Here is a 25,027-nt window from a genome sequence, read left to right as displayed (position 1 = left end):
TGCCGTGACGCATACCACGAAGTCGGGGGTCGCCGATGTTGCGTTCGATGATGATATCGAAGCGCTGCTCGCGGCCCGCGACTTCGTGGACTTCTTGCCCGCATCGAACCGCGACGCAGCGCCCGAACGCCCGACGGCAGACCCATGGGACCGGCTTGAGGAAAGCCTGGACCTGCTGATCCCGGCGAACGCCAACCAGCCCTATGACATGCACGAAGTGATCCGCAAAACGGTGGACGAGGGCGATTTCTTCGAAGTGCAGCCGGCGCATGCGGGCAACATCATCGTCGGTTTCGGGCGGATTGAGGGGCGCACCGTGGGCGTCGTCGCCAACCAGCCAATGGTGCTGGCTGGCTGCCTCGACATCAACTCATCGAAAAAGGCGGCGCGCTTCGTGCGCTTCTGCGATGCGTTTGAAATTCCGATTATTACGTTCGTCGACGTGCCTGGTTTCCTGCCGGGCACCGCGCAGGAACTGAACGGCATCATCAAGCACGGCGCGAAACTGCTCTTCGCTTATGCCGAGGCGACGGTGCCCAAGATCACGGTGATTACGCGCAAGGCCTATGGCGGCGCCTATGACGTGATGGCATCGAAGCATCTGCGCGGTGACCTGAATTACGCCTGGCCGACGGCGGAAATCGCCGTGATGGGCGCGAAGGGCGCGGTTGAGATCATCTTTCGCGGCAAGACGCCCGAGGAGATTGCTGAGCGTACAGCGGAATATGAGGCGCGGTTTGCCAACCCATTCGTGGCAGCGTCGAAGGGCTTTATCGACGAGGTGATCCAGCCGCACTCGACGCGGCGGCGCGTGGCGCTTGGCCTGCGCAAGCTGCGGAACAAGAGCCTCGAAAATCCTTGGAAGAAGCACGACAATATTCCCTTGTAGGAGCCGGTAATGATTTCCATCCTGTTTGCGCTGCTTCAGTCCACCGCCTTAACAGCGCCGCCCCCACCCCCGGCGCCACCCTGGACCGCGGTGACGCGCACCGACGCGACTACCGGTGCGACATCGACATCGGCGCTGGCCTATAGTGCTGATCGCAATGCCCGGCTGGTTGTCCGGTGCGACCGGGTCGGCGAGCCTGTTGTTTCGATTCAGATGCGCACCCGGGCCGGTCTCGCAGCGAGCGGCGATCATCTCGTCTCGGTCAGTGTCGATGGCGCTGCGCCGATTGATCTTCCTTGGGAGTTTCCTGGGTCAGCGACGATGAACCGCGGCACCGTTGCCGTCACCAAGCTGACCGAGGCGATGAGCAAGGCCATGTCGATCACTGTTTCCACCAAGGATGGCGAGCAAACCGTGTCGGCAACCTTTGTCGGGCCAGGGACGGGCACCGGCATCAAGGATGTGCTGGCAGCATGTGGTTATGAACTTGGCGTCGTCCCGCAACCCGTAAAACCGACCGCTAAGTGAAGCTCGGTCGCCTCAACCATATTGGCGTTGCGACGCCCAGCTATTGCACACCATGCCGGCAAACATTACAATGACATTGTAATGCCAAGGAGGCATGCCATGCAGACCGAACGTGTGACCTTCCTCACCACCCCCGATCACAAAGCTGCGCTAGATGCCTTTGCGGCGCGCAATGGACAGTCGGTTGGCCATGTCGTGCGGGAGGCGACCAGCCAATATATTGGACAGCCGACGCCGGACGAGGAAACCGAACTTGCAGCGCTGGTTCAGCAGGTCAACGAAGCTATTCCAAAAATGAACGCATCCATTGAAAGGATTATAGAGCGGCTCGATGCGACTCACAGTCGCGTCGATGCGTTTCTGCGCGATACCGGCGTCCGTAAATGAGTGCCTTTGGCGACGCCTTTACCGCGCTGAAATCGGTGATCTTGATGCAATCCCGTCTCGATCAGCTCGATAAGCGGATGGCCACGATGGCGAGCGATATGGACGGTTTGACCGAAGCGATGGGCATGCTGCGTGACCGCGTTTCTCGTATGGAAGGCATTATTGAAGGCGCGGCAATGGCAAGCCGCCAGCGGAGGATCGAAGAATGAAACTCGGTCGCCTCAACCATATCGGCGTTGCGACGCCCTCGATCGAGGCGAGCATCGCGCTGTATCGCGACATCCTCGGCGCGACTAAAATCCACGATCCCTTCGATCTGCCTGCGCAGGGCGTGAAGGTGTGCTTCGTCGATACGCCTAACACGCAGATCGAGTTGATCGAGCCGTTGGGGGAGGCGTCCCCCATCCACGGCTTTCTCGCCAAGAACCCGGCGGGCGGGCAGCATCATGTTTGCTACGAAGTGCCCAATATCCACGAAGCCAAGGCCTGGTTTGAGGGGAAGGGCGCCAAGGTGCTCGGCGAGCCGCGAATCGGCGCGCACGGGACGCTGATCTTTTTCGTCCACCCCAAGGATATGGGTGGCGTGCTGACCGAGATTATGGAAACGCCCAAAGCCGCCCACTGAACGTTGCGGCGCCGTAGCGGCAGCGCCGAGGGGGAGCATACCCTTTATTCGAAATCAATCCGGGTGATTGCAATTTCGGGGGGATCATTGCATTCTCCTAATCAGAATATGCTGCTCAGGGGATGTCAGATGCGCTATGAAATGATCCGTACAGAGCGAGAGGGCGACGTCCTTGTCCTCACCCTCAACCGGCCCGAGCGGTTGAATGCAGCGCCGCCCGCGATGTTCGAGGAAATCGCCCATGCGCTTGACCATCTGGATGGCGCGCGCGCGGTGTTGATCACGGGCGAAGGGCGCGCTTTTTGTTCGGGTGCTGATCTCGCGGGGCGCGATACGGCGCAGGCGTCGCCTGCTGATCGCGCCAAGCAATCGCTGACCAACAGCTATAATCCGACGATGCTCAAGATCGCGCATGCACCGGTGCCAATCGTCAGCGCGGTGAATGGCCCGGCGGCGGGCATTGGCTGCAGCCTCGCGCTCGCGGCCGATTTCTGCATTGCGGGTGAGAGCGGCTATTTCCTGCAGGCGTTCGTCAATATCGGGCTGGTGCCCGATGGCGGCGCGTCATGGATGCTCGCGCGGTTAGTGGGTAAGGCGCGCGCCACGGAGATGATGCTGCTCGGCGAGCGCATCCACGGGCCGAAGGCGGCGGCATGGGGCCTGATCTATAAATGCGTGCCCGATGCGGTGTTGCGCGAAGAGGCGATGACGCTGGCGACGCGGCTTGCCGCCGGGCCTACGCTGGCGTTGGGGCTGATGCGGCAGGGCCTCGCGGCAGCGCTGGAGAGCGATTATGCAACCGCAATGGCGGGTGAAGCAGACCGCCAGTCGATCGCCGGGCAGTCAGCAGACGCAGTTGAAGGCGCGATCAGCTTCCTGCAAAAGCGCAAAGCAGTGTTCAAGGGGCAATAGATCTCAACCGTTTGTACTGAGTAGGGGCTGAGCTTGTCGAGGAGCAGCAGGTCGGATCGTCCCCCGGACGATCCTGAAACATGCGGGGCATGTTTCACCTGACTGCTTATCGAAGTACGATGCGCTGCGCATTTCCTTCGATATGCCATTTCGACAAGCTCAATGGCTACTCAGGATGAACGGACGGGGTTAGAGTAACAAGATGACGGATCAGCCAGCTTCATCGCCCGAACCCACCCTTGCCGACTGGCAGGCCCTTGCCGCCAAGGAAGTGAAAGGCGCCGATCTCACCTGGCACACGCCCGAGGGGATCGCGGTCAAGCCGCTCTATACAGCGGAAGATGTCGTGGGCATCGACCCCGGCCTGCCTGGGTTCGCGCCGTTCACGCGCGGGGTGCGCGCCAGCATGTATGCCGGGCGCGCCTGGACGATCCGCCAATATGCCGGGTTCAGCACCGCCGAGGAATCGAACGCTTTTTACCGGCGCAACCTGGCCGCCGGGCAAAAGGGCCTGAGCGTCGCGTTCGATCTCGCCACGCACCGGGGATACGACAGCGATCACCCGCGCGTGACGGGCACGATCGACGACATGAAGATCCTGTTCGACGGCATCCCGCTCGACAAGATGAGCGTCAGCATGACGATGAACGGCGCGGTGATCCCGATCCTCGCCTTCTTCATCGTGGCGGGTGAGGAACAGGGCGTGCCACAGACGCTGCTCGACGGGACGATTCAGAACGATATTCTGAAGGAGTTCATGGTCCGCAACACCTATATCTTTCCGCCCGAGCCATCGATGCGGATCATCGCGGACATCATCGCCTATACCTCGGCCAACATGCCGAAGTTCAACAGCATTTCGATCAGCGGCTACCATATGCAGGAAGCCGGCGCGACGCAGGTGCAGGAGCTCGCTTTCACGATCGCCGATGGCCGCGAATATGCCAAGGCGGCGATGGCGGCGGGGCTCGATATCGACGCGTTCGCCGGGCGGCTGAGCTTCTTCTTTGCGATCGGCATGAACTTCTTCATGGAGGTCGCCAAGCTGCGTGCCGCGCGCACTTTGTGGCACCGGGTGATGACCGAGCTTGGCGCGAAGGACGAGCGGAGTAAGATGCTGCGCACGCATTGCCAGACGTCGGGCGTCTCGCTGACCGAGCAGGATCCCTATAACAACGTGATCCGCACGACGGTGGAGGCGATGGCGGCGGCGCTTGGCGGCACGCAATCGCTCCACACCAACGCGCTTGACGAGGCGATTGCGCTGCCCACCGATTTTTCCGCGCGCATCGCCCGCAACACGCAAATCGTGCTGCAGGAGGAAACCGGCATCACCAAGGTCGTCGATCCACTTGGCGGCAGTTATTATGTCGAGGCGCTGACGGCGGAGCTGGTCGACAAGGCCTGGGCGATCATCGAGCGCGTCGATGGCGAAGGCGGTATGGCCAAGGCCGTCGCGGCGGGCTGGCCCAAGGCGATGATCGAGGAAGCCGCCGCTGCGCGTCAGGCACGGGTCGATCGCGGCGAGGACGTGATCGTCGGCGTCAACAAATATGCCCTTGCCGAGCAGGACGCGATCGACATTCTCGACGTGGATAACGTCGCGGTGCGCGCTGGCCAGATCGCGCGGATCGAGCGGGTGAAGGCGGGGCGGGATGAGGATGCGTGCCGCACGGCGCTGGACGCGTTGCGTGCGGGGGCAAAAAATCCTCCCCAGAATGGGGAGGGGGACCATGCGCAGCATGGTGGAGGGGGCGTGCCCCAGACGCCTGCCTCGCTTGAGGATACCCCCCTCCGTCAGCCTGCGGCTGCCACCTCCCCGTCCCGGGGAGGATTGGAGAACAACCTGCTCGCCCTCGCGATCGATTGTGCCCGTGCCCGCGCGACGCTGGGCGAGATTTCTTCGGCGATGGAGGACGCGTTCGGCCGCTATGCCACCAGCCCGACGCCGGTCAGCGGCATCTATGGCGGTGCCTATGGCGACGATGCACGCTGGGCCAATCTGGTCGACGGCGTCGATGCGACCGAACGGCGGCTGGGCCGGAAGCCGCGCATGCTCGTCGCCAAGATGGGGCAGGACGGGCATGATCGCGGCGCCAATCTGGTGAGCAGCATGTTCGGCGATCTGGGTTTTGAGATCGTCCCCGGGCCACTGTTCCAGACCCCGCGCGAGGCAGCCGCACTGGCGATCGAGCATGACGTCGATGTGGTCGGCGCGTCGTCGCTCGCGGCGGGGCACAAGACGTTGATCCCCGAACTGATCGGCCTGCTCAAGGATGCCGGCCGCGCCGACATCAAGGTCATCGCCGGCGGCGTCATCCCAGCGCAGGATTATGATTTCCTGCGCGAGGCGGGGGTACAGGCGATTTTCGGCCCCGGCACCAACCTGATCAACGCGGCGGCCGAAGTGCTGAAGCTGTTGGGTCACAACATGCCGCCAGAGAGTGAGGCTGCAGAATGAGCGACGTAGCCGTTGCGGTTGAGCCCGATCCTTCGCAGGACAAGATATTCCTGCTCTATGACTATTCGAAGCATCTGCTGTCGCTCGCGCTGTTCGGCCTGGGCGGGATCGTGTCGCTGGCGCAGTCGGCGCAAGGCCAAAGAATTCCTGGCCTGGTCGTGGCGATGATGCTCGCCTGCTTGGCGCTCTCGGGCTTGTGTTCGCTCAGTTGCAGCGCCAGCATCTTGCGGGCGCGCCAGCGTGATCAGCCGGTCGGTCGGGGCGCTTGGACCAACAGCCAGCTTGCCATGATGTTCCTCGGCATCGGCGTCGGCGGCTTCCTCGTCATCTGGATCAAGGAAATGCTATGAGCTTACGCACCGACTGGACCCGCGCCGAGATCGCCTCGCTGTTCGATCTGCCGTTTGACGAGCTGATGTGGCGCGCGCAGGCCGTCCACCGCGCGCATCACGCGGCCGGCGAGGTGCAGCTTTGCACGCTGCTGTCGATCAAGACCGGCGGCTGCCCCGAGGATTGCGGTTATTGCTCGCAAAGCGTCTCCGCCGACTCCGGGCTAAAGGCCGACAAGCTGATGGAGGTCGAAGCCGTGCTCGCCGCCGCTGCCGAGGCCAAGGCGAGCGGATCGCAGCGCTTCTGCATGGGCGCCGCCTGGCGCAACCCCAAGGACCGCGACATGGACGCGGTCGTGCAGATGGTCGCAGGCGTGAAGGCGATGGGGCTGGAGACGTGCATGACGCTTGGGATGCTCGAGCCGCATCAGGCGCGCCAGTTGGCCGATGCGGGGCTCGATTATTACAACCACAATATCGATACCTCGCCGGAAAATTACGGCAACGTCATCACCACCCGCACCTTTGAGGATCGTCTCGATACACTCGAGCATGTCCGTGCAGCGGGGATCAACGTCTGCTGCGGTGGGATTGTGGGGATGGGGGAAACGCGGAGCGACAGGGTGGGCTTTGTCCACGCGCTTGCCACGCTGCCGCGCCATCCGGAGAGCGTGCCGGTGAATGCGCTGGTGCCGGTCAAGGGCACGGTGTTGGGGGATATGTTGGCGGATACGCCGCTGGCGAAGATCGACGATATCGAATTTGTGCGGACGGTGGCGGTCGCGCGGATCACCATGCCGCTGAGCATGGTGCGATTGTCAGCAGGCCGCGAGAGCATGAGCGAGGCGACGCAGGCTTTGTGCTTCATGGCGGGCGCGAACTCGATCTTCACCGGCGACAAGCTGCTGACCACCGGCAATCGCGGCGACAGCGCGGACGGCGCGATGTTCGAAAAGCTGGGGTTGCGACCGATGGCGGGCGAGGAACCGATGCGGGTGGCGGCGGCTTAAAGGCTTGCCGGACGGTCCCCTTATGCTATTCTACCCAAGTCGCAAAGAAAGGTAGAGCCATGGGCGCGCAGATGAACATCAAGAGTGATGAAGCCTATGCGCTGGCGACCGAAATCGCGGGCCGCACGGGTGAAACGCTCACGCAGGTGGTGCTCGAGGCACTGCGGGCGCGGCAGCGCGAACTGACGAAAGATGAGAGGCTCGAGCGTGTCATGGCGATCGCCCGCGATATGCGGGCGCGGATGAGCCCGGAAACGCTCGCGTTGGACATTGATGATTTCCTCTACGACGAGAATGGTTTGCCGAAATGATTGTCGACAGTTCCGTCATCGTCGCCATCGTGCGAGAGGAAGCCGAGGCGGCGCGCTTTTCGACAGTACTTGCACAGCAATCACGACCTGAAATGTCCGCCGGAAACTATCTTGAAGCGGCCATCGTCATCGATCGCGATCGCGATCCGGTGTTGAGTGCCGGGCTTGATGCCTTGCTCGATAGTCTGGGCATTGGCATTGCGCCGGTAACGGAATCGCAGGTACGCATCGCCCGGCAGGCCTATCGGGACTTCGGCAAGGGCAGCGGGCATCGGGCGCGGCTCAATTTCGGCGATTGCTTCGCCTACGCGCTGGCGATGGAGCGCGGCGAGCCGTTGCTGTTCAAGGGCGAGGACTTTGTGCATGCGGGTGTGGCGAGGGTGGGGTAAATGCCCACGGTCCTGCGCATCGGGGCTTTCCGCTTCTACTTCTACAGCCACGAACCGAACGAGCCGCCGCACATTCACATCGATCACGGCGATGCAACGATCAAGGTGTGGCTCGATCCGGTGGAGGTCGCCAAGAGTCGTGGCTTTCGCGCGCACGAGATCGGTGGCATTGTCGCTATGGTCGAAGCGAACCGGGCGTTGCTGTTGGAGGCATGGCATGAATATTTCGGCTAAGATCACCGACGAGCGCGTGCTCGACGTGCGCTTCGACGAGGCAAGCCTGATTGTCGACTTGATGGATGGGCGGACGATTTCGGTGCCGCTCGCCTGGTACCCGCGCCTGTTGCACGCGACGGCAGCGCAGCGGGCGGCGTGGAAAAAGGCGGGCGCGGGCTATGGTATTCACTGGCCCGAGATCGACGAGGATTTGAGCACCGAAGGACTGCTGCGCGGTGCGCCTGCGGTGAAGGCGGCGTGACCACCCAAAGTCCTAACCGTCACCCCGGACTTGTTCCGGGGGCCACTTCTCCACCCGCTACGCCGTCGCTTGTTGCGCGGTGGGCCCCGGAACAAGTCCGGGGTGACGAAAATCTGGAGGTGGCGTGAAACCCGCCATCAAGCTCCTTTTGAGTTTCGTTTTTTGGGCTTTCGCCTACGGTATCTTTTCGGCTGCGGCAGTCTTTGTGACGGCGATACGCACCTGCGGTTTCACACCCGATAGCGTTGAAATTTGCGATTTGACGTCGCTGACTTTAGTCCAAATTGGGCTGGGAGTCGGCTTTTTGGCGATGGCTGCATATTTTTATCGCACGAGAATGTTGGAAAAATAATGCTCAAAAAAATCCTTGTCGCCAATCGTGGTGAAATCGCGTGTCGCGTGTTCCGCACGGCCAAGCGCATGGGCCTCGCGACCGTCGCGGTCTATTCCGACGCCGACGCGCGCTCCCCCCACGTCCTGATGGCGGACGAAGCCATACGCCTCGGGCCGGCACCGGCGGCGGAATCCTATCTCAAGGCCGATCTCATCCTCGCCGCTGCCAGGGCGACTGGCGCGGATTGCATCCACCCCGGTTATGGCTTCCTGTCCGAACGCGAGAGTTTCGCGCGGGCCTGTGCTGAGGCGGGGATCGCCTTTGTCGGGCCGCCGCCGGGCGCGATCGCGGCGATGGGCGACAAGATCGAATCGAAGAAGCTCGCCAAGGCCGCCGGCGTCAATGTCGTGCCCGGCTTTCTGGGCGAGATTGCTGACACCGATGAGGCGGTGAAGATCGCGACCGACATCGGCTTTCCCGTCATGATGAAGGCCTCGGCCGGCGGCGGCGGTAAGGGGATGCGGCTGGCATACTCCGAGCAGGACGTCCGCGAGGGCTTTGAGGCGACCAAGCGCGAGGGGCTCGCCAGCTTCGGCGACGACCGCGTGTTCATCGAGAAATTCATCGAAAGCCCGCGCCACATCGAAATCCAGCTGCTCGGCGATCAGCACGGCAATATCCTCTACCTCAACGAGCGCGAATGCAGCATCCAGCGCCGTCATCAGAAGGTGGTCGAGGAAGCCCCGTCGCCGTTCGTGACGCCCAAGATGCGCAAAGCGATGGGCGAGCAGGCCGTCGCGCTGGCGCGTGCGGTCGGCTATTATTCCGCCGGGACGGTCGAGTTGATCGTGTCGGGTGCGGATACGAGCGGGGAGGGGTTCTACTTCCTCGAAATGAACACTCGGCTCCAGGTCGAGCATCCGGTGACCGAGGCGATCACCGGCATCGATCTCGTCGAACAGATGATCCGCGTGGCGGCGGGGGAGGCGCTGCCTTTCACGCAAGACCAGATCGGCATCAATGGCTGGGCGGTCGAGAACCGGGTGTACGCCGAGGATCCGTATCGCGGCTTCTTGCCGAGCACGGGACGGCTAGTGCGGTATAATCCGCCGGAGAGTGAGGGTACGCCATATTCAAGCCCCTCCCCTTCAGGGGAGGGGTTGGGGTGGGGACTTTCCCCAAGCGCCGACTCGGTGAGACTGACAGCCCCCACCCCCAACCCCTCCCCTGAAGGGGAGGGGCTTGAGCCCTATACCCGCGTCGATGATGGCGTGCAGGAGGGCCGCGAAGTCAGCATCTTCTACGATCCGATGATCGCCAAGCTGATCACCTGGGCGCCCACCCGCTTGGGCGCGATCGATGCGCAGATCGCCGCGCTCGATGCGTTCGAGATCGACGGGCCGGGCAATAATATCGATTTCCTGTCGGCGTTGATGCAGCATCCGCGCTTCCGCTCAGGCAACATCACGACAGGGTTCATTGCTGAGGAATATCCACAAGGCTTCCACGGCGCGCCTGCATCACCCGATCTGCTTCGCTCGCTCTCGGCGATTGCTGCCTTTGCCGCTACCGCCGAGGCAGACCGCGCGCGCCGCAGCGACGGGCAGCTCGGCGATCGGCTCCAGCCGCCCGCTGACTGGACCGTGCGGATCGACGGCGTCGATCATAATATCGAACTCGACGAGGACGAGATCACCGTCGATGGCACCCCGCTTGATCTGGCAATGGAATACACGCCGGGCGACCGGGTGGTCGAAGCGGAGGTTGATGGCGCCCCGCTGATCGTCAAGATCGCCCGCACCCGCACCGGCTTCAAGCTCACCACGCGCGGTGCAAGCCATGTTGTGCGCACCCTGCCCGCGCATGTTGCGCCCTATGCGCGGCACTTGATCGAAAAGGTCCCGCCCGATCTGTCGCGCTTCCTGCTCTGCCCGATGCCGGGGCTGCTGATGCGGCTTGATGTTGCGGCGGGCGACAAGGTCGAACTCGGCCAGCCATTGGCCGTCGTCGAGGCCATGAAAATGGAGAACATCCTGCGCGCTGAAAAGGCCGGTACGGTCAAATCAGTCAGCGCCGCGCCGGGCGATAGTCTGGCGGTGGATGCGGTGATTCTGGAGATTGATTAAAGTTCCCGGCATTGTGACATTTTGCGACAATAATCCGTTGGACGCCCTTGCTATAGCCGGATAGGTCACCGGCATGCTGCGCTTGCGTCTTGCTTTGTCCGCCCTTGTCATCGTGCCGCTCGGTGCTTGTGCGGTTGGCCCAAACTATGCCCCGCCATCGCTTGGCAAGCTGGCGGTTCCCGATGCCTATAGTACGGCTGCTGTGCCGGGGCCGGTGGGGGATGGACGGCGCTGGTGGACGAGTTTCAACGACCCACAGCTGACGAGCATTATCGACCAAGCGCTGGAACGAAATCTCGATATTGCCCAGGCCGTTGCGCGCTTACGCCAGGCGCGGGAAGGGCTGATCCAGTCGCGCGCCAGCTTGCTCCCAAATGTCAGCGCCTCGCTTGGCTATTCGCGCAACATCAACATACGCGGGCGCAGCTTTGGCAACATCACCAATGCCGGCATCGTCAACGAAAATTACTCGATCAGCGCCGATGCCAATTATCAGCTGGACATTTTTGGTGGGGTCCGTCGCGGGGTAGAGGCACAGCGCGGGGCGTTGCAGGCCAGCCAGTTTACGCTTTCTGATGTCCAGAATTCAATCGCTGCCGAAGTCGCGCGCAATTATATTCTGGCGCGCTCGGCCCAGGCCAGCGCGGCGATTGCGCGCGGCAGTCTGGCCATTCAGGACGATAATCTCGATATTGCAGGCTTCCGGGTCCAGGCCGGTTTGGTGTCGTCGCTCGATGCCGAACAGTCCCGCGCCCAGCGCGCGCAGACGGCAACGCAGATCCCCAGCTTTGAACAGAATTTCCAGCAGGCCGCCAATCGCCTTGGCGTGTTGACTGGGCAAGCCCCCGGCGCGCTGAAGGCCGAATTGACCGCAAACAAGCCCATCCCGGAAGGGCCCGCCGCGATCCCGGTTGGCGTGCCGGCCGACATCATCCGGCTGCGGCCTGATGTCCGCGCGGCAGAGCGTAATCTGGCGGCGGCGACGGCGCGGATCGGCGTTGCCCAGGCCGATCTCTATCCCGCGCTGAATATCGGCGCGAGCATCAGCACCAATGCCGGCACGATCAGCACGCTGGCTGATATTGTCACCGGACGGATCATCGGCAGCCTTGCCCAAACCATCTTCGATGCCGGGCGTAACCGGTCGATCGTTCGATCACGCCGTGCCGCTGCTGAAGAATCGCTGGCGGCCTATCAAAGCACCGTGTTGACCGCGCTGGAAGATGTCGAAAACGCGCTGACGGCATTGGCGACCGCGCAGGCCCGCCAGCGCGATTTCGCGATTGCGGTCGATGCATCGACCAACGCCGCAATCCTGGCACGTAGCCAATATCGTGCTGGCCTCACCGATATCACGACGCTCAACAACAGCGAATCCAGTCTGCTCTCGGCGCAAAGCGGCTTGAACACCGCGCGCGCTGATCAGGCTCAGGCGCTCGTTCAACTATATCTCGCCCTTGGCGGCGGATGGGACAGTGCTGTCCCGCCCGAACTCCCCGCCCAATAGCCCCAGGACTCGCCCAGGAATCGCAATGGCCAAAGCAAGCGCACCCGATCTGAACGATTTTCTCGGCAAGCGGGAAGTGCCCGCCTGGCGCCGGATCGGTAAATGGGTGTTGGTCGCGATCGGCGTCATTCTGCTGATTTTGTTGGCGATGCGGCTGTTCGCTCCGGCGGCTAAACCCAGTTACGCCACCGAAACCGCGCAAAAGGGCGTGTTGGTCGTCTCGGTTGCGGCGACGGGCAAGCTCGCGCCGACCAATCAGGTCGATGTCGGCTCGGAAGTGTCGGGGTTGGTTTCGAAAGTGCTTGTCGACGTCAATGATCGGGTGACCAAGGGGCAGCCGATCGCGATCATTGATCCGCAGCGTTTTCAGGATTCGGTCAACCAGAGCAGCGCCCAGCTCAATTCAAGCATTGCTTCCGTAGCACAGGCGCAGGCGACGCTTGCCCAGTCGAGCGCGCAGCTGGCGCGGTTGCAGGAAGTCAGTCGCTTGTCGCAAGGGCGGGTGCCGGCCAAGACCGAAATGGAGCAGGCCATTGCCGATCGCGACCGGGCTGTCGCCAATGTCCGCGCGGCCCAGGCCAATGTTAGCGCCGCGCGCGCTACGCTGTCGTCTAATCAGTATAATCTTGTCCGCGCGGTGATCCGATCGCCGGTCAACGGCGTCATCCTCGCGCGTCAGGTTGAACCTGGGCAAACGGTGGCGGCCTCGTTCAATACGCCGACTTTGTTCGTGATCGCTGAAGATCTCACCCGAATGAAGCTGGAGGTAGCGATTGACGAAGCCGATGTCGGCGAAGTCATGGCCGGGCAGCAAGCCGACTTTACCGTCGATGCCTTTCCCGGTGCGACCTTCCCCGCCACGATCACGCGCGTTGATCTGGGGTCCAATCTGTCTGCGCAATCAGCGACGACAACCACCACGACGACCAACCAGGTCGTGAGCTATAGCGCCACGCTGGCGGTCTCCAATCCCGACATCAAGCTCCGGCCCGGCATGACGGCGACGGCCGATATCACCACCACCCGCAAAGAAAATGTCCTGCTGATCCCCAATGCGGCGCTGCGTTTTCGGCCGGGTGAGGGCGCTGCGGGGGCACAGGGCGGTGGCATCGCCAGTGCCTTTGGCCCGCCACGCCTGCGGCGGAGTGGCGAACGGACCGCAACTATTGGTCGTGGGTCGACCCAGACCATTTATGTCCAACAGGCCGATGGCAGCCTGAAGGAAACCAGCATCGTCACCGGGAACACCAATGGATCAATGACTGAGGTCACGAGCGGCCCGCTAAAGCCGGGGATGAAGGTGGTGACCGGTCAGTTGGCGGCGGGTGCGGCGGCCAGCGGTGGCGCTGGTGCGCGGCAACGTAGCGGGGCGGGCGGTGGCCAGTAACGCCCCTGCGCCAATGTCTTCGGCCGGTCGCCCGCCGCTGATCTCGCTGCGCGGGGTCACCAAGGAATATGGCACGGGCCCGACGGCGTTTCAGGCGCTGAAGGGCGTCGACCTGGATATTGTTGAGGGCGATTTTGTTGCGGTGATGGGCCCGTCAGGATCGGGCAAATCGACGACGATGAATATTCTGGGCTGTCTCGACGTGCCCACCGCAGGCACTTTCCTGTTCAAGGGCCACCATGTCGAAACGCTAGACCGCGATGATCGCGCGCTGTTGCGCCGCAAATATCTGGGTTTCGTTTTTCAGGGCTTCAACCTGCTCGCGCGGACGACAGCGCTCGAAAATGTCGAGCTGCCGCTGCTTTATCGCGGCGACGCGCGCAAGGAACGCCATGACGCGGCGATGGCGGCCCTCGATAAGGTTGGGCTCGCGCCGTGGTGGGACCATACGCCTGCGGAACTGTCCGGCGGTCAACAGCAGCGCGTGGCGATTGCCCGTGCGCTTGTTACCAATCCCGATGTGCTGCTCGCTGATGAGCCGACGGGTAATCTCGATTCCGAACGATCGCTGGAAATCATGGACCTGCTCACCACGCTCAATCGTACCCTTGGCATTACCGTGCTGATGGTCACGCATGAAGGCGAGATGGCGGCCTATGCCAACACGATCATTCATTTCAAAGACGGGCTGGTCGAACGGATCGAAACCGGCAAGCGCACGGCGGTAACGGCCTAATGTTTTTCACCACCATCCTGCTCGCCCTGCGCTCGATCGCACGCCACAAATTGCGTTCGTTCCTGACGACGCTGGGCATCATCATCGGTGTTGCGGCGGTGGTGACGATGGTCACGCTTGGCCGGGCGACGACGGCGGCCGTGCAGGCCTCGATCGCCTCGCTTGGCACCAATATCCTGCAGATTCGTCCCGGCCAGGGCTTTGGACGCGGCGGCGGCGGCCCGCGCCCACCCGATTTCAAAGCAGGCGACGTCATCGCGATCCGCCAGCAGATCGCGGGCGTAACAGCAGTCGCGGCCCAGGCCCAATCGAGCGGCACCGCCATCTATGAAGGCGCCAATTGGTCGACCACGATCAATGGCACCGACAATAGTTATTTCCGGGTCCAGCCCTGGCCGCTGGTCGCTGGCCGCACCTTTACGACCCAGGAGGAACAGGCGGGCAAATCGGTTTGCTTGCTGGGGAATACGGTCAAAAAAAACCTGTACCGTGACGCTGATCCGCTTGGCACGCGGATGCGAATTGCGGGCGTCAGCTGCGATGTCATCGGCGTGTTGTCAGCGCGTGGCCAGGCCGGCTTTGGCGGCGATCAGGACGATATCGTGCTGATGCCGCTGAAAATGGTACAACGTCGATTGACCGGCAACCGCGACGTCCGGCTGATGCTGGTCGGCGTCGATCAGGCCTATTCGACCACGCGTGTGCAATCGGCGGTAACTGAATTGCTCAAGGAACGACGCGGGATTACGCCCGGCAAAGACGATGATTTCTTCGTGTTCGATACCAAACAGATCAACGATACCGTGGCGACAACCACCGGGCTGTTGACGGGCATCGTCACGGCGGTGGCCTCTATCAGCCTGATCGTCGGCGGGATCGGCATCATGAACATCATGCTGGTGTCGGTGACCGAACGGACTCGCGAAATCGGTATCCGCCTCGCCATCGGCGCGGTTGCGCGCGAGGTGCTGATGCAGTTTCTGATCGAGGCGATTGCGCTATCGTGCCTGGGTGGGTTGATAGGCCTGGTCGTCGCACAAGGGGTGATATTGCTGCTGGTGCCGGTGCTGAAGGTCAGCTGGCTGTTTGATCCGCAGATCAACATCATCGCCTTTGCAATTTCGGCGATGATCGGGGTGATTTTCGGCTATTTTCCCGCGCGCCGCGCCGCCGGCCTCAACCCGATCGACGCGCTGCGCCACGAATAGGCAAGCGCCAGCTGGGCGCTATCCCCGGTCCTTATCCCGTTCCCGCGCATAAGCCTGCGTCCCGCGCGTGATCACCACATCGTCCCGCAGGATATCGGCAATGGCGATATCGGGCAGTGGCTTGATCGCCTCATAAAGCGGCGCGAAATCGGTTTCCACCGTGACGCGCAGCAATTCTTCATAGCTGGGGATCACGAAGTAATTCTGCTGAAAATCGTCGATCCGGTAATCGGTGCGCATCACCCGCTGCAGATCGAAGCCGATCCGGTTGGGGCTGGGGTCATCAAGCGCAAAGCGACTTTCCGACGCGCTGGAGACAATGCCCGCCCCATAAATACGCAAGCCTTCGGGGTCAGCGATCAGCCCGAATTCGACCGTGTACCAGTAGAGCCGACTGAGATAGCCAAGCCCGCCCAGCCCCAACGCACGCTGGCCCCCTTTGCCGTAAGCAACACAGTAATCGGCAAAGACCGGATCAGCGAGCATCGGCACATGGCCGAACACATCGTGAAAAACATCGGGTTCCTGCAGATAATCGAGCTGATCGGCGCCACGGATGAAATTGCCCGCGACGAAGCGGCGATTGGCCATGTGATCGAAAAACACATCATCGGGCACCAGGCCGTGCACCGCCACCACCTGCCACCCGGTCAGCTTCATCAGCCGTTCGGAAAGCTCCTCGAAATTGGGAATGCCCGATTTCGATAGCTGCAGCGCGTCCAGTCCGCGCAAAAACGCGGTTGAAGCCCGACCGGGCAGGAGTTTCACCTGCCGCGCGTAGAGCGTGTCCCACACCAAATGCTCCGCCGGCGTGAAGCGCGCCCAATCTTGCGGCACGGTCCAGTCGGCAGCGGCACCCGGTGGCGGGCGATCGAGAACATGCGTTTGATCTTCCATTGCCTTGTCATATCACAAACTAACCGGGTCTGGAAAAGAGGGGGATCCCGCTGTGGCGCGATTATGGGCGTTTGTGGAACTGGTGATCGGTGCGATCGCGGTCGTCTTGCTTGGTTATGGCGCGGCGGGGATGATCGGTGGCGTCCTGCCCGCCAATGTCGGCTGGCAGGCCCCGGCCCAGGGTGTGCCGATCGTCGTTGAAACCAACGGCATCCACACCGGCATCATCGTACCGATGACGGCGGTCGGTGTTGATTGGCGCGATATCGCCCAGCCAGCCGATATTGCCGATCCCCGATTGGCGGCGCGCGGCTATCTGGCGATTGGCTGGGGTGAGCGCGCCTTTTATCTCGGCACCCCGCGCTGGACCGACATTCGTCTATCCACCACCCTGCATGCGGCGACCGGCAGCGATGAGACATTGGTGCATATCGAGCATGTGTCCTGGCCAGCGCCTGGCGAGGATCAGCGCGTGGTCGTGTTGCGCCCGGCGGAGTATCAAAAGCTGGCCAGCTTTATCCGCGCCAGTATGGACGGTGCCCACCCGGCGCATCGTTTCGGCTATGATCGCCATGATGCCTTTTATCAGGGACGAGGGCGCTATGACGCGATTCGAACGTGCAATGCCTGGACGGGGGACGCGCTGCGCCATGCCGGGGTGCGGATTGGGGTGTGGACGCCCTTTTCAGTGACCGTGATGGGCTGGTTCTGAGTGTTGAGCGCACCAAAATCTGGATTCCGCCGCACCATTATGGGCTAAATACCGACAATGGACAAAAAAGCACGACGCACGCCCGAAATCGTCATCATCGGAGCCGGGTTCGGCGGGCTGGCGGTGGCGCGCGGGCTGCGCGGAGCCAAGGCCAATGTCACGCTGATTGATCGTCAGAACCATCATCTCTTCCAGCCCTTGCTGTACCAAGTCGCGACGGCGGCGCTGTCGCCTGCCGATATTGCCGCGCCGATCCGCGCCATCGTTCGCCGCTATCGCAACACCCGCGTGCTGCTCGACAGCGTCGTTTCGGTCGATCGTGAAGCGCGCCTTGTCCAGCTCGAAAGCGGCACATCGCTGCCCTATGACGCGTTGGTGATCGCGACGGGTGCGCGCCACAGCTATTTCGGGCGCGAAGATTGGGCCGGAGACGCGCCGGGCATCAAGACGATCGACGACGCGATCAAGGTGCGCTCCAAGATTCTCGTCGCAATGGAGCGCGCCGAGACCGATCGGCAGGAAAATCCAGTGACCCGGTCGCAGCATTTGACTTTCATTGTGATCGGCGGCGGCCCGACCGGGGTCGAGATGGCGGGCGCGATTGCTGAGCTGACGCGCCATGCCGCTGACCTGGATTTCCGGCATCTATCGCCCAGCTGCGTGCGCGTGATGTTGGTCCAGTCGGCCCCCCGACTATTGGCCGCGTTTCCGGCCGATCTTGCGGAAAAGGCGAAAGCATCGCTCGAGCATCTCGGCGTTGAGGTCAGACTTGGCAATCGGGTCACCAACATCACGGCTGATTCGGTGATGATTGGCGACGAACGGTTGAGCGCGGCGGTGATCGTCTGGGCGGCGGGGGTAAAGGCCTCACCGGCAGCCGCCTGGCTGGGCGCGGAGGCAGACCGGGCCGGGCGAGTCATCGTCAAGCCCAATATGAGCGTGCCGGGCCATCCCGATATCTTCGTGATCGGTGATACATCTTCGGTCGAAGGGGCAGGGGGGCGACCAGTCCCGGGCGTTGCCCCCGCAGCCAAGCAGCAGGGCCAGTTTGTCGCCCGCGTCATCCGCGCCACCATCCGCCGCCGCCGACCGCCCCGGCGCTTCAAGTACAAGGATTACGGTAATCTGGCGACGATTGGCCGCAAGCGCGCCGTCGCTGATTTCGGGCGCACCAAGCTTAGCGGCTTTTCGGCCTGGTTCGTCTGGTCAACCGCGCATCTTTTCTACCTGTCCGATTTCCGCAGCCGGATCACCGTCGGCACGCAGTGGCTGTGGAGCTACATCACCTTCGATCGCGGCGCGCGGCTGATCACCGGGCTGGGCGATGGGATGATGCCGACAACGGTGTGGACGGACGACGCGCCCAAGGAGTGATCGGGGGGCGGCGGGCGGTAACCTCGCCCCTTTGGATGACCGCAGTTGCTCGACATGGCTCATGCCGGTAATCCTGCTGCCCTGCATACAGCTTAGCGCAGGGGCATCGACTGATCGTCCCTTCGCTCTTCGAAACGGGAGAGACGGATTTGTCGTGGAAAGGCGCTATTGCCCCTTCGTTTCTCGTTGCAATTGGCCTCGCTGCATCGGCATGCGGTCAGGCAATCAAGGCTGACAGCGCACCTGCCAAAGTGGAGGTTCCGAAGGTGGAGCGCGCGGGCATTTGGCAGCCAACGGCTGGCGGCACACAGGTGGCGCTCTGGCCGGCAAACGTGGTGCTCGTCAAACCTGACTCAGGCGATCATCCTGAGGCGACCGGCAATGGCTCACCGCTTGTCGGGGGGCGCAAATGGCATTGGGCGAGCTATATCACGCGCCCGACCATGACGATCTACCGGCCAAAAGGGCGGAACACGGGAGCGACAATGCTGGTCTTGCCCGGCGGTGGATTTTACGCCGTGGCGACCGATCTTGAAGGCACCGAAATCTGCGATTGGGTGGTCCTGCAGGGCATGACCTGCGTCATGCTGAAATACCGGACGCCGCAAGTGTGGCCGCAGGAGAATGGGCGGCAGCAGCGGCCAAAGCTGCTGCTCGGTTTGGAAGATGCCCAGCGCGCGATGGGATTGTTGCGCCAAAGCGCCGCCACCTATGGCATCGATCCGCACAAGATCGGCGTGATCGGCTTTTCCGCCGGCGCGTATCTCGTGGCGAATATGAGCAACACCGAAGAACGCACTTATCCGCTTGCCGACGCGGCTGACCAGCAATCGCCACGCCCCGACTTCGCGATCGTCGCTTACACCGCCCGCATGCTGGACGACAGCAAGGGCAGGAACAGTCTCGAACTCAAGCCATGGGTCACGATAAGTCCCAAGGCCCCGCCAACGCTGATCATTCATGCCATGAACGACCCTGTGGACGATGTCCGTGAACCAATGGCCTATGCGCTGGCGCTGAATGATGCGGGCGTGCCGGTCGATATGCGTCTCTATGCAAAGGGCGGCCATGCCTTTGGGATGCGGCCGACCGCTGATCCGGTCACCACGGCATGGCCGGGACACGTCAAGCAGTGGCTGCATGACATCGGCATATTGTAACGCGAAGGACGGTGCTTTCAGCCCGCCAGAATCGGCTCAATATGCGCCGCTGCGATAGCCATCGTCGCACGCATCGCGGTCATGCCGACAGCGGCGCTCAGCGGCGCGGCGTTCGCGATCTTCGCGCGCTTCGGCTTTGCGGGCTTTGCGCCCCGCCTTGCGATCGGCCTCGTCCTGGCTGGTGGTTGCCCAGTCGGCGGTCTGGCTGGCGATCTTGACCGGCGCGGTGACGATCCCCACCGCCGTTGTCGCCAGGCAGCCGCCGAGCGCAATCGGCGCAACCGCCAAGGTGAAGACAGCAATCATCCGCATCCGTCAGGCTCCCGCCCTTATTTGAAGGCAGCGACCGTTCTAGCACCGATTTGCGGATAATCAGTAAACACCCCGTCAACGCCAAGCTTCAAATAGGCAGTGATTTCAGCGCTTAGCTGGCCATGCGTCGCCGGATTGGTGCCGTCGCGAAACAGCGCGGGCAGAAAGGCATTCTCGGCGCGGAAGGTCCAGGGATGCAGCCGGAGGCCGACGGCGTGCGCATCCGCAACCAGGCTGGTCGGGGGAGCGACGCCGTTCCAGATCATATTCTTGTTGGGGCCAATGCCATAGGCATAGCGGGCGATCGCCTTCAGCCCTTCGGGCATGGCCATCGCGGCATATCTTGGCGCCGCTTTGTCCGCAGGGCCGCCGCTTGCGTCCATCAGCTGGATCAGCCGGATCTTGGTCAGCTTGTGCAGCGCCTTCAGATTATTCACTTCGAACGACTGGATAAACACCGGCGCATCGGCGCTGTCCCAGCCCACCGCCTTCAGCTGCGCGACCAACCGCGCCTCCATCGGCATGCCGATCGAGGCGAAGTAGCTGGGGTGCTTGGTTTCGGGATAAATGCCGATCGTGCGCCCAGTCTTCTTCGTCTGCGCCTTGGCCAGCGCGATGATCTCGGCAAGCGTGGGCACCTCGAATTGGCCGTCATATTTAGCGCTGTCGGGGCGCAGTTGCGGCAGGCGCTCTTTTGCACGCAATGTCTTCAGCTCGGCGAGCGTGAAATCCTCGGTGAACCAGCCAGTGTGCGATTCACCGTCGATCACCTTGGTCGCTTTGCGATCCGCGAATTCGGGATGCGTGGCGACATCGGTGGTGCCAGTGATGTCATTTTCGTGTCGCGCGACGAAGATATCATCCTTGGTGAAGACCAGATCGGGTTCAATGAAATCGGCACCCTGCTCGATCGCCAGTGTATAGGAGGCAAGCGTATGTTCGGGGCGCAGCCCGCTCGCGCCGCGATGGGCGATGACGATCGGGGACGAAAGCGATTTGACAGGAGCCATGGCGACAGTCTGCCCGCTTGCTGGCACGGATACCAGCACCGCGATCGTCAGGCCGATGCGATTCCACTTGCCTAAGCTGACCCAAATCCGTTTCATATGGCAATCCTTCTCGCCGAACCCCAGATAGCAACCGCGCGTTACAGCATCCCTTCAGGAGGGGCACCCATGCACTTTACCATCAACGGCAAGCGACACGAGGCTGAGCCGGATATTCGCACCTCGCTGCTCGATGTGCTGCGCGATCATGCCGGACTGCCCGGCACCAAAAAGGGCTGTGATCATGGTCAATGCGGTGCCTGTACGGTGCTGGTCAACGGCAGGCGGATCAACAGCTGCCTGACGCTGGCAGTAATGCATCAGGATGATGAGATTGTGACGATCGAGGGGCTCGCTTCTGGCGATGCGCTCCACCCGATGCAGGCCGCCTTTATCAGGCATGACGGCTTTCAATGCGGTTTCTGCACGCCGGGCCAGATCTGCTCGGCGGTCGCGATGCTTGACGAGGTCAAGGCCGGCTGGGCGAGCCATGTCAGCGACTCGCTCGACGATATCACGCTCAATGACGATGAGATTTCGGAGCGGATGAGCGGCAATCTCTGCCGGTGCTCGGCCTATCCCAATATCGTCGATGCGATCCGCGAGGTAGCCGGGGCATGAAGCATTTTGACTATGTGAAGGCGGACAGCCCCGAAGCCGCCGTCGCCGCTGGGGGTGCGGGCACGCATTTCATTGCAGGCGGCACCAACCTGCTCGATCTGATGAAATTGCAGATCGAAACCCCAGGCAAGCTCGTCGATATCTCTCGCCTCGATCTCGCGACGATCACCGAAACGGCGGAAGGCGGCCTGTCGATCGGGGCGCTCGTCACCAATAGTGATCTCGCGCAGGACGCACGGATTCGGGCGCGCTACCCGGTGCTCGCCCGCGCGCTGCTCGCCGGTGCCTCGCCGCAACTGCGCAACAAGGCGACGACGGGCGGCAATCTGCTCCAGCGCACCCGTTGCTATTATTTCTATGACACGGCCCGCGCCTGCAACAAGCGTGAACCCGGCATCGGCTGCGCGGCCCAAGGGGGCTTTAACCGGATCATGGCGGTGCTCGGCACCAGCGAGGACTGTATCGCCACGCACCCAAGCGACATGGCGGTCGCGATGCGCGCGCTGGATGCGGTGGTGGTGACGCTGCAACCCGGCGGCGACCGGCGACGGATTGCGCTGGGCGACTTCTACCAGCTGCCTGGCGACACGCCGCAGATCGAAAACGCCCTCCAGCCCGGCGAACTGATCACCCATGTCGAGCTGCCCCCCGCGCCGCAGGGCAAGCAAGTCTATCGCAAGGTGCGCGACCGGGCGTCCTACGCCTTTGCGCTGTTGTCGGTTGCTGCGATTGTCGCGGTTAAGGACGGCAAGATCGCCAGCGCCGCGCTGGCATTTGGCGGGATCGGCACGGTGCCCTGGCGTGACCCGGCGGTTGAGGCCGCACTGATCGGGCAGGCGCCCTCGACCGCTGTGTTCGACGCTGCTGCGGATGCCTTGCTGGCCGACGCCCGCGGGCAGGGGACCAATGACTTCAAGATACCGCTTGCAAGGCGGGTGCTGATCGCCACCCTGAGAGAACTGACCGGAGAGGCGGCATGACCGACCATAAGATGGATGCCGATTATGGCGCGTCGGCGCTTGATCGTGGCGTGCAGGGGCTGCTCGGCAAAGGAGTCGACCGGACGGACGGGTTCGCCAAGGTAACCGGCGCGGCGCTTTATGCCGCTGACCAGCGCCCCAAGGGCAAGCTGGCCTATGGCTATGCCGTCACCGCGACAATCGCGGTCGGCACGGTCAAATCGGTCGACACGATCGAGGCGGCGCTGATGCCCGGCGTCATCACCATCATCACCGACGACCCCCGCCTGCCCAGCGAATCCCCCAATATTGGCGCGGACATGGCCCCGCGCTTCGATGGCGTTGTGGAAAGCTATGGCCAGATCGTCGCGCTCGTCGTCGCCGAAAGCTTTGAGCAAGCGCGCGCCGCCGCGATGGCGGTGACGGTCGATTACGCCCCGCAAAAGGGCAAGTTCGATACGTTGGCGAATATCGATAGCGCCAAGCCGCCGCATGAAGGATCGATGCTGCCCGATGCGATCAAGGGCGATGTCGATGCGGCGATGGCGGAAGCTGACTTTACCGTCGATGTCACCTATTCAACGCCCTATCAGGTCCATGCCGCGATGGAGCCGCACGCGGCGGTCGCCGAATGGGATGGCGATGATCTGACGCTCTATGGCTCGATCCAGATTTTCCGCGCCGCGCGGCCCTTGCTTGCCAAGTCACTGGGCATCGATATCGCCCGTATCCGGATGCTCTCACCCTATATCGGCGGCGGGTTCGGCGGAAAGATTGGCGGCCCGGAGATGGTGCTCGCCTCGATCGCCGCGCAAGCCGTTGGTCGCCCGGTGCGGGTGGCGATGACCCGCCAGCAGCTGTTCCATTCGATTTTCGGTCGGTCGGACACGCACCAGCGCATCCGCCTTGCCGCGACGGCAGACGGCAAGTTGACGGGGATGGCGCAGGACAGCGTCGTTAGCCAAAAAGTCGGCGTGAGCTTCTTCGAGCCCGTCGCGCTTGGTGCATTGTCACTTTATGCGTCTCCGGCGCGGCAGTTCACGACGAAGATCGTCAAATTGAACGTCACCCGCGCTGGCGCCGTGCGTGCGCCGGGCGAAGCGGTCGGCATGATGGCGCTCGAAACAGCGATGGATGAGATGGCCGAGCAATTGGGGCTCGACCCGATCGCGTTTCGCAAATTGAACGAGCCCGATGTCGATCCGATGCGTGGCGTGCCCTTCTCCACGCGCCGTCTCAATGATTGCCTTGATGAGGGCGCAAAGCGCTTTGGCTGGGACAAGCGGGTTGGGACACCGGGGTCGGTGCGTGAGGGCGAATGGATGATTGGCATGGGTATGGCGACTGCCGCTCGCGTCAATTTTCTGGCCAACAGCGACGCGCGGGTTCGCCTGACGCCAGATGGCGTGGCCGAAATCGAAACCGACATGACCGACATCGGCACCGGCACCTATACGATCCTGGCGCAGATTGCGGGCGAGATGCTCGGGCTGCCGATCAACAAGGTGACGGTGAAGCTGGGCGATTCGGATTACCCCGTTGCCGCTGGATCGGGCGGCTCATTTGGCGCGGCATCCAGCGGATCGTCGGTCCAGCTGGCCTGCGACGATATCGTCGCCGAACTCGCGCGCCGGATGGATGCGAAGCCCGAAGACATGACGCTGAAGGACGGTCACGCCATTGCCGGCAACAAGCGCGTGCCGATCAGCGCGCTGATCGGTGATGCGCCGATCGAGGCGATGGGCAGCCTGCGCCCCGGCACCAATAGCCGCACCTTCAGCCAGGCGACGCACGGCGCGCAATTTGCTGAGGTCGCGGTCAATGCGGTGACCGGTGAAGTCCGCGTTCGGCGGATGCTCGGCGTATTTGATTGCGGGCGCATCCTGAATGCCAAGACCGCGCGCAGCCAGGCGTTGGGCGGGATGATCTGGGGGATTGGTTATGCGCTGCATGAAGATGCGGTGCTTGATCAGCGCAGCGGATCGTACGTCAACCGCGATCTCGGCGAATATCACATCCCGGTGAACGCCGATGTCCCGCAGATTGAGGCCTATTTCGTCGAGGAGATCGACAACCACGCCAGCCCGGTCGGGGCGAAGGGGATCGGCGAGCTGGGCATTTCGGGCGCGGGGGCAGCGGTCACCAACGCGATCTACAATGCGACAGGCGTTCGCGTGCGCGACTGGCCGATGACGCTCGATCAGATTTTGCCGGGGTTGCCGCCGGTTTAGCTATAAACCCGTTCGTGCTGAGTAAGGGCTGAGCGAAGTCGAAGACCTGTATCGAAGCACCTGCCCCAAACGCTGTCCTTCGATACGCGCCTTCGACT

At 62.6% G+C, this 25,027-nt stretch carries 28 protein-coding genes; 25 read left to right on the top strand and 3 right to left on the bottom strand.

Features of this window, described 5'->3' with window-relative positions; translation table 11 throughout:
- From B7Y43_RS16650 to B7Y43_RS16560, 19 genes are all read left to right on the top strand, one after another.
- On the top strand, positions 1-889 hold an 889-nt coding region (locus tag B7Y43_RS16650; protein ID WP_374132798.1), incomplete at its 5' end, for an acyl-CoA carboxylase subunit beta.
- A gap of 9 nt (positions 890-898) precedes the next feature.
- Positions 899-1,417, top strand: coding sequence for a hypothetical protein (locus tag B7Y43_RS16645; RefSeq protein WP_374132797.1), 519 nt, complete (start codon positions 899-901; stop codon positions 1,415-1,417).
- Between the two features lie 99 nt (positions 1,418-1,516).
- Entirely contained in the window at positions 1,517-1,804 is a 288-nt protein-coding gene (locus B7Y43_RS16640) for a hypothetical protein (RefSeq protein ID WP_374132796.1), read from the top strand.
- A complete protein-coding gene (locus B7Y43_RS16635) occupies positions 1,801-2,013 on the top strand; it encodes a hypothetical protein (RefSeq protein WP_374132795.1) in 213 nt (70 codons plus the stop codon). Before B7Y43_RS16640 ends, B7Y43_RS16635 begins: the two co-directional genes overlap by 4 nt.
- Positions 2,010-2,429 (top strand): VOC family protein, encoded by a 420-nt coding sequence (gene mce / locus B7Y43_RS16630; protein ID WP_374132794.1) that lies wholly within the window; start codon positions 2,010-2,012, stop codon positions 2,427-2,429. The genes B7Y43_RS16635 and mce overlap by 4 nt, the downstream gene beginning before the upstream one ends.
- Before the next feature lie 129 nt (positions 2,430-2,558).
- Entirely contained in the window at positions 2,559-3,341 is a 783-nt protein-coding gene (locus tag B7Y43_RS16625) for an enoyl-CoA hydratase-related protein (RefSeq protein ID WP_374132793.1), read from the top strand.
- A 202-nt stretch (positions 3,342-3,543) separates the two neighbouring features.
- Entirely contained in the window at positions 3,544-5,802 is a 2,259-nt protein-coding gene (scpA, locus tag B7Y43_RS16620) for a methylmalonyl-CoA mutase (RefSeq protein WP_374132792.1), read from the top strand.
- Complete coding sequence (locus tag B7Y43_RS16615) at positions 5,799-6,152, top strand: hypothetical protein (RefSeq protein ID WP_374132791.1); 354 nt, start codon at positions 5,799-5,801, stop codon at positions 6,150-6,152. The genes scpA and B7Y43_RS16615 overlap by 4 nt, the downstream gene beginning before the upstream one ends.
- Positions 6,149-7,141, top strand: coding sequence for a biotin synthase BioB (gene bioB / locus B7Y43_RS16610; RefSeq protein ID WP_374132790.1), 993 nt, complete (start codon positions 6,149-6,151; stop codon positions 7,139-7,141). Before B7Y43_RS16615 ends, bioB begins: the two co-directional genes overlap by 4 nt.
- Positions 7,142-7,200: 59 nt before the next feature.
- Positions 7,201-7,452, top strand: a complete 252-nt coding sequence (locus B7Y43_RS16605; protein WP_374132789.1) for a type II toxin-antitoxin system VapB family antitoxin — start codon at positions 7,201-7,203, stop codon at positions 7,450-7,452.
- Positions 7,449-7,841, top strand: a complete 393-nt coding sequence (locus B7Y43_RS16600; RefSeq protein ID WP_374132788.1) for a type II toxin-antitoxin system VapC family toxin — start codon at positions 7,449-7,451, stop codon at positions 7,839-7,841. Before B7Y43_RS16605 ends, B7Y43_RS16600 begins: the two co-directional genes overlap by 4 nt.
- Entirely contained in the window at positions 7,842-8,075 is a 234-nt protein-coding gene (locus B7Y43_RS16595; RefSeq protein ID WP_374132787.1) for a DUF4160 domain-containing protein, read from the top strand.
- Positions 8,059-8,319 carry a DUF2442 domain-containing protein gene (locus tag B7Y43_RS16590; RefSeq protein ID WP_374132786.1) on the top strand — a complete coding sequence of 87 codons (261 nt, stop codon included), beginning with the start codon at positions 8,059-8,061 and terminating at the stop codon, positions 8,317-8,319. Before B7Y43_RS16595 ends, B7Y43_RS16590 begins: the two co-directional genes overlap by 17 nt.
- Positions 8,320-8,443: 124 nt before the next feature.
- On the top strand, positions 8,444-8,671 hold the full coding sequence (locus B7Y43_RS16585) for a hypothetical protein (protein ID WP_374132803.1): 228 nt from the start codon (positions 8,444-8,446) through the stop codon (positions 8,669-8,671).
- Entirely contained in the window at positions 8,668-10,779 is a 2,112-nt protein-coding gene (locus B7Y43_RS16580) for a biotin carboxylase N-terminal domain-containing protein (protein ID WP_374132802.1), read from the top strand. The genes B7Y43_RS16585 and B7Y43_RS16580 overlap by 4 nt, the downstream gene beginning before the upstream one ends.
- Positions 10,780-10,852: 73 nt before the next feature.
- The gene (locus B7Y43_RS16575; RefSeq protein WP_374132785.1) at positions 10,853-12,286 is read left to right on the top strand and encodes an efflux transporter outer membrane subunit; all 1,434 of its coding nucleotides are present in this window, start codon (positions 10,853-10,855) and stop codon (positions 12,284-12,286) included.
- A gap of 25 nt (positions 12,287-12,311) precedes the next feature.
- The gene (locus B7Y43_RS16570) at positions 12,312-13,673 is read left to right on the top strand and encodes an efflux RND transporter periplasmic adaptor subunit (RefSeq protein ID WP_374132784.1); all 1,362 of its coding nucleotides are present in this window, start codon (positions 12,312-12,314) and stop codon (positions 13,671-13,673) included.
- Between the two features lie 13 nt (positions 13,674-13,686).
- Positions 13,687-14,409 (top strand): ABC transporter ATP-binding protein, encoded by a 723-nt coding sequence (locus B7Y43_RS16565; protein ID WP_374132801.1) that lies wholly within the window; start codon positions 13,687-13,689, stop codon positions 14,407-14,409.
- A complete protein-coding gene (locus B7Y43_RS16560) occupies positions 14,409-15,617 on the top strand; it encodes an ABC transporter permease (protein WP_374132783.1) in 1,209 nt (402 codons plus the stop codon). Before B7Y43_RS16565 ends, B7Y43_RS16560 begins: the two co-directional genes overlap by 1 nt.
- Positions 15,618-15,635: 18 nt before the next feature.
- On the opposite strand, the gene phhA is transcribed toward B7Y43_RS16560, so the two are convergent.
- The gene (phhA, locus tag B7Y43_RS16555) at positions 15,636-16,514 is read right to left on the bottom strand and encodes a phenylalanine 4-monooxygenase (protein WP_374132782.1); all 879 of its coding nucleotides are present in this window, start codon (positions 16,512-16,514) and stop codon (positions 15,636-15,638) included.
- A 52-nt stretch (positions 16,515-16,566) separates the two neighbouring features.
- Between phhA and B7Y43_RS16550 the strand changes: the two genes are divergently transcribed.
- The 3 genes from B7Y43_RS16550 (at position 16,567) to B7Y43_RS16540 (ending at position 19,760) form a co-directional block, all read left to right on the top strand.
- On the top strand, positions 16,567-17,226 hold the full coding sequence (locus B7Y43_RS16550; protein ID WP_374132781.1) for a TIGR02117 family protein: 660 nt from the start codon (positions 16,567-16,569) through the stop codon (positions 17,224-17,226).
- A gap of 57 nt (positions 17,227-17,283) precedes the next feature.
- A complete protein-coding gene (locus tag B7Y43_RS16545; protein WP_374132780.1) occupies positions 17,284-18,600 on the top strand; it encodes an NAD(P)/FAD-dependent oxidoreductase in 1,317 nt (438 codons plus the stop codon).
- 266 nt (positions 18,601-18,866) lie between these two features.
- The gene (locus B7Y43_RS16540; protein ID WP_374132779.1) at positions 18,867-19,760 is read left to right on the top strand and encodes an alpha/beta hydrolase; all 894 of its coding nucleotides are present in this window, start codon (positions 18,867-18,869) and stop codon (positions 19,758-19,760) included.
- Between the two features lie 36 nt (positions 19,761-19,796).
- Here B7Y43_RS16540 and B7Y43_RS16535 read toward each other — a convergent pair whose 3' ends face one another.
- Positions 19,797-20,072 carry a hypothetical protein gene (locus tag B7Y43_RS16535; RefSeq protein WP_374132778.1) on the bottom strand — a complete coding sequence of 92 codons (276 nt, stop codon included), beginning with the start codon at positions 20,070-20,072 and terminating at the stop codon, positions 19,797-19,799.
- Positions 20,073-20,089: 17 nt separating this feature from the next.
- Positions 20,090-21,082, bottom strand: a complete 993-nt coding sequence (locus tag B7Y43_RS16530) for a glycerophosphodiester phosphodiesterase (RefSeq protein ID WP_374132800.1) — start codon at positions 21,080-21,082, stop codon at positions 20,090-20,092.
- Positions 21,083-21,247: 165 nt separating this feature from the next.
- On the opposite strand from B7Y43_RS16530, the gene B7Y43_RS16525 reads away from it, so the two are divergent.
- Genes B7Y43_RS16525 through B7Y43_RS16515 form a run of 3 tightly spaced genes read left to right on the top strand, consistent with a single transcriptional unit; the run spans position 21,248 to position 24,929 of the window.
- Positions 21,248-21,739, top strand: a complete 492-nt coding sequence (locus B7Y43_RS16525; protein WP_374132777.1) for a 2Fe-2S iron-sulfur cluster-binding protein — start codon at positions 21,248-21,250, stop codon at positions 21,737-21,739.
- Positions 21,736-22,719: a xanthine dehydrogenase family protein subunit M gene (locus B7Y43_RS16520; protein WP_374132776.1), complete on the top strand. Its 984-nt coding sequence runs from the start codon at positions 21,736-21,738 to the stop codon at positions 22,717-22,719. The genes B7Y43_RS16525 and B7Y43_RS16520 overlap by 4 nt, the downstream gene beginning before the upstream one ends.
- On the top strand, positions 22,716-24,929 hold the full coding sequence (locus tag B7Y43_RS16515; RefSeq protein WP_374132775.1) for a xanthine dehydrogenase family protein molybdopterin-binding subunit: 2,214 nt from the start codon (positions 22,716-22,718) through the stop codon (positions 24,927-24,929). Before B7Y43_RS16520 ends, B7Y43_RS16515 begins: the two co-directional genes overlap by 4 nt.
- The last annotated feature ends 98 nt before the right edge of the window (positions 24,930-25,027 follow it).

This window comes from Sphingomonas sp. 28-62-20 (genome assembly GCF_002281505.1).
This window is presented reverse-complemented; position numbering and strand designations above follow the sequence as displayed.